The following is a 10799-nucleotide window of genomic DNA, read 5'->3' on the forward strand; positions in this document are numbered from 1 at the left end:
CACTCGACCCCAACATAATCCGCGACTACCAGCTCGCCTGTGCAGCCGCCGAAGCCGCGTAACCGCGAAAGTCAAATAACCCCTTTAAAGGTCCATTTGCTACGGGCGCGGCCCAACCCAACAAGATCGCAACAGAGACGACCAGCCGACCAGCCGATCCGGGCCGAGGACTGCCGACGTTGCCCAGGCCCGCCGGCGTAGCCGGTCAGCCGCCTCGACGTCGGCTCGGTGCAAGCGGCAGCGACTCCAAAGCCGGCACGCGCCCAGCAGCGGTATCACGTGCCGTCGCGAGGTGTCGCTCGACGGCAGGCCGGGTGACGCCGGACCCGGCGGCGATTCGGCGCGACCAGGTAGGTGCGTTTGCCGTCCGACCCGACCCGGCACACCTCCAACAGCTTCACCAAGCTCGACGTCGACTCCCGGACTGCTGCCGAGGCCCCGCCATACGAGCACGATCCCGACCAAACGAACGCCACTTTGCGGCTCGGGACGCGCGTTCGGGAGCGCCAGGCCAACACCGGCAGGTTCGCCCGCGAGTTCGCCGCCCAGAACGGGGTCGACATGGACAAGGACGAGACCGCCCACTGGCGCCAGGTCCCGGACCTGGAGGCCGCCGCCACCTTCCGCCGCACCGTGAACCTCAACGGCTGACCAGCGCCCTGGAGGACACCGCAGCAACCCCACGGGCTCCCACCCTGCATGCGAAGGCCAGCGACGATAAGCGGGCCAGCTGGCTGTTAACGTCACTGTCCGTTCCGTTGCTGCTCAAGGGCCGACCCCTCGGGGACGAGGCTCGTGGGAGCGGGCCGCGCACGATGATCGAGCTGGGCAACATGACCGTCGAAGATGTGCCTGCCTGGTCGCCCGTGACGGACTAGCCTGCACCAATGGAAGAACTGGACCGGCGGCTCGTGAGCCTGTTGCTGGCGGACGGGCGGACCAGCTACACCGACCTCGGCAGGGCGACCGGCCTGTCGACGTCGGCGGTCCACCAGCGAGTGCGCCGGCTGGAGCAGCGCGGGGTGATCACCGGCTACCGGGCCGTCATCGCCATGGAGCAGGTCGGTCTCCCGCTGACTGCGCTCGTCTCGGTGGCGCCGTTCGACGCGAGCGCACCGGACGACGTGCCCGAGCGTCTCGAGGACATCCGGGAGATCGAGGACTGCTACTCGGTGGCGGGGGAGGCGAGCTACGTCCTGAAGGTGCGGGTGGGCGGGCCGGGCGACCTCGAGGACCTGCTCGCCCGGATCAGGTCGGCCGCCAGTGTGTCCACCCGCACGACGGTCGTGCTCTCGACACCGTGGGAGGGCCGCACCAGCCGGCCCACCGGCGAGGACTGAGGGGCGCAGCCGCCCCTCGGCCACGAGAACTGCGTCGGCCACGACAACTGCGCTCGGCGTGGGTTCTCGTGGGCAGCCGCCCCGAAGCCCACGACAACTGCGCTCGGCGTGGGTTCTCGTGGCGCAGCCACCCCCCCGGACCACCCGAGGGCTTCCGTCAGGAGGCGACCTGCCCCGCGCCGCGGGCGGCCCGCTGCCGGTGCCGGACCGCGGCCGACGCCCGCAGCTCCCAGCCCCACAGCAGCACCGCCGCCAGGGTGAACAGCCCGGCGACGACGCCGAGGACCAGCAGCGACCCGCTGACCAGTGGCGAGACGACACCGGCCACCACGGCGTTGATGATCGTGGTCAGGAAGGCCTGGTACGACGAGACCGACCCACGAGCCTCGGGCCGCAGGTCGAGCAGCTCGATGGTGAGGATCGGCAGGGCCAGCGACACCCCGAACGCGGCCGCCGCGGCCGGCGCGATCGTCCAGGGCAGCCCGGCCACCCCACCCGCCACGTGGTAGACGATGCCGAACACCGCACCCGCCACGGCGACCCCGAAGCCGACCACCACCACCAGGGCCGGATGCGCCCGGCCGGCCAGGCGCCCGGCCAGGAACGAGCCGACCATCATGAACGCGACGAGCGGGATGAACAGCACCCCGAAGTCCTGCGCCCCGAGGCCGAGGTGGTCGTTGACGATGGCCGGCGCCGAGGAGATATAGAGGAACAGCGCGGCGAAGTTGAAAGAGATCGCGCCGGACAGGCGCTGCACCCCGGCATGCCGGGCAGTGCGCCCGAGCCCGCGCAGCAGCGGTCCCGGCCGGAAGGGCAGCCGCCGCTGCGGCGGGTGGGTCTCGGGCAGGAACAGGCCGGCCAGAGCGACTAGCAGGACGCCGTAGCCGGCCAGCACCCAGAAGATCGTCTGCCAGCTGCCCACCCCCAGGATCCAGCCACCGACGATCGGGGCGATGGCCGGGGCGACCGCGAAGACCATCGACACGTTGCTCATGAACCGCTGGGCCTCGGAGCCGTCGTAGAGGTCCCGGATGGCGGTGCGGGCCACGATCATCCCGGCCCCGGCCACCAGACCCTGCAGGCCTCGGGCGGCCAGCAGCATCCCCATGCTGGTCGAGACGGCGCACAGCACGCTCGTGGCGGCGTAGAGCGCGCACCCGGCCAGGATGACCGGCTTGCGGCCCACCGCATCTGACACGGAGCCGTGGAACAGGCTCATCACGGCGAATGCGACCATGTAGACGCTCACCGTCTGCTGCATCGCGAGCTTGTCGACGTGCAGGTCGGCGGCCATCGACTCGAAGGCGGGGAAGATCGTGTCGATGGTGAACGGCCCGACCATCGTCAGCGCCGCCAGCACCACGATCAGCAGGGTGCGCGAACGCCTCGCCGGGCCTCTCATCACGGCCGCCCGATCGGTGCCGTCACGGCGCCGGTGACCCGGACCAGGTCGAGCGGGGCGAGCTCGACGTCGAAGCCGCGCCGGCCACCGGATACGAAGATCGTCGGGAACTGCTCGGCCGAGCGGTCCAGCACGGTGGGCAGCGCCCGCTTCTGCCCGACCGGCGAGATGCCCCCGACGACGTAGCCGGTGCTGCGCTCCGCCGCGGCCGGCGCTGCCATCGTGGCGCTCTTGGCACCCAGCGCGCCGGCGATCGCCTTCAGGTCGAGCCGGCCGTCGACCGGCACGATCCCGACCGCCAGCCCGCCGCCCGTGTCGACGAGCAGGGTCTTGAAGACGCGCTCGGGTGGCAGGCCGAGCAGCCGGGCCGCCTCGAGACCGAAGCCGTCCGCCGCCGGGTCATGCTGGTAGGTGTGCCGGGTGTAGGGCACCCCGGCCCGGTCGAGCGCTAGGGTCGCCTGGGTCGTCGGCCCGGCACCACCCCTGCCGCGGCTCACCGCCGACCCGTGCCGACCGACCCGATGCCGTCCCAGATCGTGGTCATCACCAGGTCGGTGGCGTCGTCGGCGCTCAGCCCGGGGGTCACCACGCGGGAGACGGCCAGCCGCTCGCAGCCGCCGACGAGGATCTCGGCCATGCCCGTCATCCGGGCCGGGGGCAGCCCGGCGAAGGCGGGCAGCCCGCGCAGCCCCTCCGCGAAGGCCTTGGCGGTCTGCTGGCGGATCCGCTCGACCGAGTCGGCGGCGGGGCCGACGAGGGCGCCCTCGGTGCGCAGCAGCGCGAAGGCCTGCTCGTGCTCGTCGATGAAGTCGAACCAAGCGTGGATCACCGCGCGGATCCGCTCGCGCACCGGCAGCTGGGGGTGCTCCAGCCAGGCCTCGATGATCAGGCCGAGCAGCTGGCGCCGGCCCTTCTCGATCGTCGCGGCCAGCAGGCCCTCCTTGGAGCCGAAGTAGTCGTAGATGAGCGGCTTGGTCACGCCGACGCGCTCGGCGATGTCGTCCATGGTGGCGGCCTGGATGCCACGCTCGACGAACACCTGCTCGGCCACCTCCAGCATCTGCGCCTCGCGCTCGGCGCGCGGGACGCGGGTGCGGTGTGCTGTGTCGGCCACACGGGGAGTCTAGGGCCCCGTCCGGTCGCCCCGCGGGCGACGTCCGACCGGCAAGAACGGGCGGTGGCGCCGATGCGCTCGTTCGGAGGTGGGCGGCATACGGTTTGCTGGTGCGTCCGCTGCTCGCCCTCCTCTCGGGGGGACTGCTGTGCCTCGCCTTCCCGACGTTCGACGTCTGGGTCGCCGCCCCGGTGGCGCTGGCGCTGCTGGCCCTGGCGCTGACCGGGGCGCGGGCCCGCGCCGGGTTCGGCCTCGGGCTGCTGGCCGGGCTCGCGTTCTTCGTGCCGACCCTGCAGTGGTCGGGGATCTACGTGGGTGACCTGCCCTGGCTGGCGCTGGCGACGCTGCAGGCGCTCTTCTTCGCGCTGGCCGGCCTCGGCTACGCGTGGCTGACCCGCGCCGGCCGGGTCCGCCCGGTCGTCTTCGCGCTCGTCTGGGTCGTCGCGGAGGGGCTGCGCGCCCGCGCCCCGTACGGCGGCTTCCCGTGGCTCAAGCTGGCCTTCGGGCAGGCCGATGCACCGTTCGGGCGGCTCGTCGCGCTGGGTGGGCCACCGTTCGTGGCGTTCGTGATCGCCCTGTCCGCCGGGTTGCTCGCGCTCGCGGTGCACGCCGTCACCTCCCGCCGCGGTGGTATGCCGCTCACCCGGGTCGTGCTCGCGCCCCTCCTCGCCGTCGGGCTGGGTGCCGCCGGCCTGCTCGTCCCGCTGCCGACGGACGGGCCGACCGCCCAGTTCCTCGGCGTGCAGGGCAACGTGCCACGTCCGGGCCTCGACTTCAACGCCGAGCGGCGGATGGTGCTGGACAACCACGTGCGCGCCACCTACCAGGCGCTGCAGGACGTCGCGGCCGGGCGGGCGCCGCACCCCGACCTGATCGTCTGGCCCGAGAACGCCTCGGACATCGACCCGCTGCGCAACGCGGACGCCAAGGCCGAGATCCTCGCGACCGTGCAGGCCGCCCAGGCTCCGCTGATCCTCGGGGGCCTGCTCGAGGAACCCCCCGGCCATGTGTCGAACGTCTCACTGCTGTTCGAGCCGGGCAAGGGCAACACGGACCGCTACGTCAAGCGCCACCCGGTGCCCTTCGCGGAGTACATCCCCGACCGGGCCTTCTTCCGGATCCTCAGCAAGGAGGTCGACCTGGTCGCGCGCGACTTCGTCGCCGGTGACAAGGTCGGGCTGTTCACGATCCACCCGAGCGACGCGCCCGAGATCCGGGCGGGGCTGGCCATCTGCTTCGAGGTCGCCTACGACGACATCATGCTCGACGCCGTGCGCGCCGGTGCCAACGTGCTGGTGGTGCAGACGAACAACGCGACCTTCGGGTTCACCGCCGAGTCCCCGCAGCAGCTGGCGATCAGCCGGATCCGGGCCATGGAGTTCGGCCGATCCGTCGTGCACGTCTCGACGGTCGGGCAGAGCGCCCTGATCACCCCGGACGGAACCGCGCACCAGGTCACGTCGTTGTTCACGCAGGCGGTCGTGCGCGGCGCCCTGCCGCTGCGCACGCAGACCACGCTCGCCACCCGGGTCGGGCAGGTGCCCGAGTGGGTCGCGGCGGGTGCGCTGCTGCTGGTCGTGGTTGGATCGTTCGTGCAGGGCCGACGCCGCCCGCACGGCACGGACGGGACGAGCGCGACGTCGGTGACCAGGACAGGCACGAAGGACGGGGATGGCGACGACGAATCGTGAGCCGGTGACACGGGTCGCCGTGCTCATCCCGACGTACAACGAGCGCGAGAGCCTACCCGGCGTGGTCGCCCGGGTCCGGGCGGCCGTGGCGAGCGCCGACGTGCTGGTCCTCGACGACAACTCGCCGGACGGCACCGGGCGGCTCGCCGACGAGCTGGCCGCCGCCGACCCCCAGGTGCACGTCCTGCACCGTCCCGGCAAGGCGGGGCTGGGGCGTGCCTACCTCGCCGGTTTCGACTGGGCCCTGTCGGCCGGCTACGACGCCGTCGTGGAGATGGACGCCGACGGGTCGCACCAGCCCGAGCAGCTGCCGGCGCTGCTGGCCGCGCTCGCGGACGCCGACCTCGTGATCGGGTCGCGGTGGATCCGCGGGGGAGCGGTGCGCAACTGGCCGGTGCGGCGCAAGGTCCTGTCCGTCGGTGCGAACGTCTACACGAAGGTCCTGCTCGGCATGCACGTCAACGACGCGACCGCCGGCTACCGGGCCTACCGCAGCTCGGCCCTGCGCGTGATCGGGCTGGACAGCGTCGAGTCGCAGGGCTACTGCTTCCAGGTCGACCTCACCGTCCGGGCCGTGCGGGCCGGGCTGCGCGTGGTCGAGGTGCCGATCACCTTCGTCGAGCGCGAGGTCGGCGCCTCCAAGATGGGCGGCGACGTCATCCGCGAGGCGCTCACCAACGTCACCACGTGGGGGGTCCGGCACCGGGCCCGGCAGGCCCGCGACCTCGTTCGCTCGGTCCGGGATCGGAAGCGGACGTGAGCAGATGAGCACCCAGCCCCGGCGGCGGCTGCGACCCACGCGGGTCGCAGGACTGGTCCTGCTCGGCCTGTTGATCCTCGAGGTGCTGGCGATCCGGTTCGTGACGCAGCAGATCGGCGGCGGCCCCACCTTCCTGCTGCTGGTGGCCACGTCGGCGCTGGGCGGCTGGGTCGTGGCCCACGAGGGGCGCCGTCGGTGGCACGCGCTCGACGAGGCGGTCCGCGCCGGCCGGCCCCCCGAGCGCGAGGTGGCCGACGGCATCCTGGTGCTGCTCGGCGGGCTGCTGCTGCTGCTGCCCGGCTTCGTCAGCGACGTGTTCGGGCTGCTGCTCGTGCTGCCCCCGACCCGGGCGCTCGCGCGCCGCCTGTTCGTGCTGCTGCTGGGGCGACACCTGCTCGTCCGGGTGGCCGGGCATCCCGGCGCGGGGTTCGGGCCCGGGTCGGGCCCCGGCTCCGGCGCGGCGAACCAGGTCATCGAGGGGCACGTCGTGCGCGACGACGCGGTCGACGGCGAGGTGATCGAGGGCGACGTCATCGACCCGGACCCGGGCGACGACGCGGGTCGCCGACCCTAGCACGCCGGGAACAATCGCCCCCCTCCGGCCGTTAGCCACACCGAGAGGGTGGGCATACAACTGATGTACCGCCGCAGAGCATTTCCGCCGGGAGGGGCTGTCTGACATGGCCGATCGAGCATTGCGTGGTTCCAACCTCGGCTCCCTGAGCATGGAGTCCGACGAGAACGTCGTGCCCAGTCCGCGCCAGATCACCGTGTACGTGTGTGACCAGGGTCACCGTACCGAGCTGCCCTTCTCCGTCGAGGCCGACATCCCGCCGACGTGGGACTGCCGCTGCGGGCTGGTCGCCAAGCTGCTGGACGGCCCGGAGCCGGAGCTGAAGCCCACCAAGCACGTGCGCACCCACTGGGACATGCTGCTCGAGCGCCGCTCCATCCCCGAGCTCGAGGAGCTGCTCGAGGAGCGGCTCACCCTGCTGCGCGAGTCCCGCGGCGAGAAGCCGAGCCGCAAGAAGTCCGCCTGACGCCGGCCCGGACCGACGACGCGCCGGATCACACGGTGCGCCGGGTCACACGACCAGCGGGACCGGGTTGCCGGCCTGCGCGATGCCCTCCCGCATCCGCACCCGGGACAGCAGGGTGCCGCCCACCACGAAGAACACGATCAGCACCACGATGGCCCACCGGTACGAGTGGGTGAACTGGTAGACCAGGCCAAAGGCGAGCGTGCCCAGCCAGCTGGTGCCGCGTTCCATCGCCTGGTAGAGGCCGAAGAACTCGGCCTCCCGGCCGCGCGGGATCAGCTGGCTGTAGAGCGAGCGCGACAGGGCCTGGGTGCCGCCCAGCACGATGCCGATGAGCACGGCCAGCGCGACGAAGATCGCCAGGGACCCGGCCGGCACGAAGAAGGCGGCGACGACCACGACGCTCCACAGCACGATGCCGCCGAGCACGGTGCGCCACGCGCCGACGCGTGCCGCGGCCGAGCCGAAGGACCGCGCCCCGAAGAACGCGACGAACTGGACGAGCAGGAACACCGCCAGCACCGTCGTCTGGGAGAAGCCGAGCTCCTCCTGCCCGTAGAGGCTGGAGTTGCCGATGACGGTCTGGATGCCGTCGTTGAAGAAGAGGTAGGCCAGCAGGAACAGCATCGTCTGCGGGTAGCGCCGCAGCTCGCGGAAGGTGTCGGCGAGCTGGCCCAGGCTCCCGCCGACGACCCCGCGCTCCCGCTCGACGGGGGTGGTCACCGTGCCGGTGAGGTGGCGCAACCCCCGGTAGGGGATGAGGGTGAAGGCGGCCCACCAGATGCCGGCGCTCAGCAGGTTGACCCGCACGGCCATGCCCTCGGAGATCCCCAGTGCACCGTGCAGCGCCATCAGCGCGAAGTTCAGGGCGAGCAGGATCCCGCCGCCGAGGTAGCCCAGCGCCCAGCCCTTGGAGGAGACCCGGTCGCGCTCGTTCTCGTTGGCGATCCGGATCAGGATCGAGTCGTAGACCACCAGCGAGGCGCCCAGGCAGATGGTGGCGAGGACCAGCAGCCCGACACCGAGCTGCCAGTTGGTGCCGGCGACCAGGAACATCAGGCACGCGGCGAGGGCGCCGATCCAGGCGAACCCGGAGAAGAGCCTGGTCGGGTGCGGGCTGCGGTCGGCGATCGCGCCGATGAAGACCAGCACGACCGCCGACACCACGGTCGCGAACGTGACGGTGTAGGGGTAGACCGACCCGGGTGCGACCGGGACGCCGAGGACGGACAGGTTGGTCGTGCAGTCGACGCCGGCCGCGATGCCGGGGCAGGCGGCCTGCTTGGCCACCGCGGTCAGGTACGGTCCCATCAGCACGGTGGCGGTCGTCGTCACGTACGCCGAGTTGGCCCAGTCGTACCAGTACCAGGCGCGCTGCTCCCTCGTCTCGGGACGGGCCAGGTTGACGGCGACGTCTGCCATGGTCCGAAGCGTTCCACATCAGCCGGTATGCCGCTCAGCGGGCCTCGGCGGCATACCTGACCTCAAGGTCGTGGTGGGCCCGGCGACGCCGGGACCACGCCCCGAGCACTGCGCAGATGGCGGCGACCAGCACGGTCAGGGCACCGAGCAGGATCCGGTAGTCGACGAGCGCGACCAGCGCCGCGCCGATCGCGATCGAGACGATCTGCGGGGTGCCGATCATCGCGTCGAGCGTCGTCGAGGCCCGCGCCATGAGCCGGTTCGGGGTGCGGAGCTGGACGAGGGTGTTGACCGCCACGACGACCACCGGTATGCCGAACCCCAGCGGGACGGTGCCGGCGATGACGAGCGGCAGGCTGGGGGCCAGGGCCATCACGGCCAGGCCCAGCGTGAAACAGGCCAGTGCTGCGACGATGGCCCGCACGTGCCCGACGCGGTCGATGATCCGACCGGACAGCAGCCCGCCGGCCAGGGCCCCGACGCCCTGGACCGAGACGATGACGCCCACGAAGGTGGCCGGCCGGCCGAAGGCATCCGTGATCGCGTAGAGCACCGACTCCAGGAAGCCGAAGGCGAAGATGCAACCGCCGATGGCCAGGATCGGCCACCAGAGCAGCCGGTCCCGGTAGACGTGGGTCAGGCCGGCGAGGAACTCCTCGCGCCAGTGCAGCTGGGGTGGGGCCACCACGTCGCCGGGCACCCGCAGGGTCGCGACCGCCAGGATCGCGACGGCGTAGGCGACCGCGACGAGGGCGATCACGCTGTCCATGCCCCACACCGCGTACATCGACGCGCCGAGCAGGGGGCCGAACAGGCGCAGCCCCTCGCGGAAGGTGCTGCTCGCGGCGTTGGCGTGGACCAGCTGCTCGGCAGGCACGATGAGCCTGAGCAGGCCCATGACCGCGCCCGGGAGCATGACGAGGGCGATGCCGTAGGCGAAGGCGACCGCGTAGACGATCCAGACGTGCCCCGCGTCGTGCACCCAGGCGAGCGGGACCAGGCTGGCCGCGGCGAGGGGGTAGGCGCCGAGCAGGAACCGTCGCCGCGCGAACTGGTCGACGACCCAGCCGAGGAGCGGCGCGACCAGGGAGGGGGCGACCACCCAGAAGATCGCCATGCCGGCCGCCCCGCTGGAGCCGGTGAGCTCCTTGGTCATGATGCCGAAGGAGAGCAGCAGGACGGAGTCGGCGACCATCGTCGCGGCGAGCGCGACGAACAGGCGCCGGAAGGCCGGGATCGCGAACGCCTGCCTCATCGCGGGTCCACGCTGGTCAGGACGAGCACGCGCAGGGCCCGGGCGCCGTCGGGGACCGGCTCGGCGCCGGCCAGCCGGTCGTAGTGCCGTCGGAGCAGCTCGTGTAGGTCGGTCACGAACGCCTTGGCCTCGTCCTCGGTGACCAGGACGGTGGCCTGGGCGACGCCGAGGTCGTGCACCCAGTTGCGCTCTGCCGTTTCGGTGTTGCGCCGCCACCGGGCGACCGCGCGGTCGACCAGCCGGGCGCTCAACGCCCGGCTCGCGGCCCGGTAGCCGGGCGGGGCCGCCGCATCCTCGTCCTCGTCCCAGGTGAGGCCCACCCGGGTGACCCGCCACGGCCGGCGCCGGCCGACGCCCTCGCCCGTCTCCTCGACGAAGCCGTGCTCGGCGAGCTTGCGCAGGTGCCACGAGCAGTTGGCCGGGGTCTCGTCGAGCCTCGCACCGAGGTCGGAGGCGGTCATCGGCCCGTTCAGGGTTAGCTCCTCGAGGATGTCGAGCCGCAGCGGGTGGGACAGGGCCCGTAGCTCGTTGACCCGACGCAGCCGCCGCGGGTTGAAAGACATGTTTCGATAGTAGTCGTCGAAAGGGGTCTTTCAAACGAGACCGGGATGCCGGTTCGGGTCGGACACCGGCCGACGGCCGTCACCACGGCATGGGACGATCGCGTCCATGACACACCCGGGAGCCGGTGCCGACCCCGCACCGCCGGTGGCGCAGCTCGCCGACACCCACGACCTGATCCGGGTGCACGGGGCGCGGGAGAACAACCTCA

12 protein-coding genes are annotated in these 10799 nt (G+C 72.1%); 6 read left to right on the forward strand and 6 right to left on the reverse strand.

From position 1 onward, the window contains the following. Positions 1 to 360: 360 nt before the first annotated feature. Positions 361 to 651 carry a hypothetical protein gene (locus WMI84_RS13745; RefSeq protein WP_347354086.1) on the forward strand — a complete coding sequence of 97 codons (291 nt, stop codon included), beginning with the start codon at positions 361 to 363 and terminating at the stop codon, positions 649 to 651. Between the two features lie 236 nt (positions 652 to 887). Continuing rightward, positions 888 to 1340, forward strand: a complete 453-nt coding sequence (locus tag WMI84_RS13750) for an Lrp/AsnC family transcriptional regulator (protein ID WP_347354088.1) — start codon at positions 888 to 890, stop codon at positions 1338 to 1340. Positions 1341 to 1497: 157 nt separating this feature from the next. Here WMI84_RS13750 and WMI84_RS13755 read toward each other — a convergent pair whose 3' ends face one another. Genes WMI84_RS13755 through WMI84_RS13765 form a run of 3 tightly spaced genes read right to left on the reverse strand, consistent with a single transcriptional unit; the run spans position 1498 to position 3859 of the window. Beyond that, positions 1498 to 2745 (reverse strand): multidrug effflux MFS transporter, encoded by a 1248-nt coding sequence (locus WMI84_RS13755; RefSeq protein ID WP_347354090.1) that lies wholly within the window; start codon positions 2743 to 2745, stop codon positions 1498 to 1500. Then, positions 2745 to 3242: a Cys-tRNA(Pro) deacylase gene (ybaK, locus tag WMI84_RS13760; RefSeq protein ID WP_347354092.1), complete on the reverse strand. Its 498-nt coding sequence runs from the start codon at positions 3240 to 3242 to the stop codon at positions 2745 to 2747. Before ybaK ends, WMI84_RS13755 begins: the two co-directional genes overlap by 1 nt. Continuing rightward, the gene (locus tag WMI84_RS13765; protein ID WP_347354094.1) at positions 3239 to 3859 is read right to left on the reverse strand and encodes a TetR/AcrR family transcriptional regulator; all 621 of its coding nucleotides are present in this window, start codon (positions 3857 to 3859) and stop codon (positions 3239 to 3241) included. The genes ybaK and WMI84_RS13765 overlap by 4 nt, the downstream gene beginning before the upstream one ends. Positions 3860 to 3969: 110 nt before the next feature. Between WMI84_RS13765 and lnt the strand changes: the two genes are divergently transcribed. The 4 genes from lnt to WMI84_RS13785 all read left to right on the forward strand — a co-directional run bounded on the left by lnt (position 3970) and on the right by WMI84_RS13785 (position 7350). Further along, complete coding sequence (gene lnt / locus WMI84_RS13770; protein ID WP_347354096.1) at positions 3970 to 5550, forward strand: apolipoprotein N-acyltransferase; 1581 nt, start codon at positions 3970 to 3972, stop codon at positions 5548 to 5550. Next, positions 5531 to 6310 (forward strand): polyprenol monophosphomannose synthase, encoded by a 780-nt coding sequence (locus tag WMI84_RS13775; RefSeq protein WP_347354098.1) that lies wholly within the window; start codon positions 5531 to 5533, stop codon positions 6308 to 6310. The genes lnt and WMI84_RS13775 overlap by 20 nt, the downstream gene beginning before the upstream one ends. 4 nt (positions 6311 to 6314) lie before the next feature. After that, positions 6315 to 6884, forward strand: coding sequence for an FxsA family protein (locus WMI84_RS13780; protein WP_347354103.1), 570 nt, complete (start codon positions 6315 to 6317; stop codon positions 6882 to 6884). Between the two features lie 106 nt (positions 6885 to 6990). Further along, positions 6991 to 7350, forward strand: coding sequence for an RNA polymerase-binding protein RbpA (locus WMI84_RS13785; RefSeq protein WP_347354105.1), 360 nt, complete (start codon positions 6991 to 6993; stop codon positions 7348 to 7350). 45 nt (positions 7351 to 7395) lie between these two features. On the opposite strand, the gene WMI84_RS13790 is transcribed toward WMI84_RS13785, so the two are convergent. Genes WMI84_RS13790 through WMI84_RS13800 form a run of 3 tightly spaced genes read right to left on the reverse strand, consistent with a single transcriptional unit; the run spans position 7396 to position 10590 of the window. Then, the gene (locus tag WMI84_RS13790; RefSeq protein ID WP_347354107.1) at positions 7396 to 8772 is read right to left on the reverse strand and encodes an MFS transporter; all 1377 of its coding nucleotides are present in this window, start codon (positions 8770 to 8772) and stop codon (positions 7396 to 7398) included. Positions 8773 to 8806: 34 nt separating this feature from the next. Next, complete coding sequence (locus WMI84_RS13795) at positions 8807 to 10027, reverse strand: MFS transporter (protein ID WP_347354109.1); 1221 nt, start codon at positions 10025 to 10027, stop codon at positions 8807 to 8809. Continuing rightward, entirely contained in the window at positions 10024 to 10590 is a 567-nt protein-coding gene (locus tag WMI84_RS13800; RefSeq protein ID WP_347354111.1) for a helix-turn-helix domain-containing protein, read from the reverse strand. Before WMI84_RS13800 ends, WMI84_RS13795 begins: the two co-directional genes overlap by 4 nt. Positions 10591 to 10799 lie beyond the last annotated feature (209 nt).

The sequence above is a fragment of the Intrasporangium sp. genome (genome assembly GCF_039812505.1).
Lineage (GTDB): Bacteria > Actinomycetota > Actinomycetes > Actinomycetales > Dermatophilaceae > Intrasporangium_A.

Excerpts from the sequence above, each read along its gene's own strand:
- WMI84_RS13800 (WP_347354111.1), bottom strand. The coding sequence starts at position 10,590 with ATGTCTTTCAACCCGCGGCGGCTGCGTCGGGTCAACGAGCTACGGGCC.
- WMI84_RS13785 (WP_347354105.1), top strand. The coding sequence starts at position 6,991 with ATGGCCGATCGAGCATTGCGTGGTTCCAACCTCGGCTCCCTGAGCATG.
- WMI84_RS13780 (WP_347354103.1), top strand. The coding sequence starts at position 6,315 with ATGAGCACCCAGCCCCGGCGGCGGCTGCGACCCACGCGGGTCGCAGGA.
- WMI84_RS13775 (WP_347354098.1), top strand. The coding sequence starts at position 5,531 with ATGGCGACGACGAATCGTGAGCCGGTGACACGGGTCGCCGTGCTCATC.
- WMI84_RS13755 (WP_347354090.1), bottom strand. The coding sequence starts at position 2,745 with ATGAGAGGCCCGGCGAGGCGTTCGCGCACCCTGCTGATCGTGGTGCTG.
- WMI84_RS13750 (WP_347354088.1), top strand. The coding sequence starts at position 888 with ATGGAAGAACTGGACCGGCGGCTCGTGAGCCTGTTGCTGGCGGACGGG.
- WMI84_RS13790 (WP_347354107.1), bottom strand. The coding sequence starts at position 8,772 with ATGGCAGACGTCGCCGTCAACCTGGCCCGTCCCGAGACGAGGGAGCAG.
- WMI84_RS13795 (WP_347354109.1), bottom strand. The coding sequence starts at position 10,027 with ATGAGGCAGGCGTTCGCGATCCCGGCCTTCCGGCGCCTGTTCGTCGCG.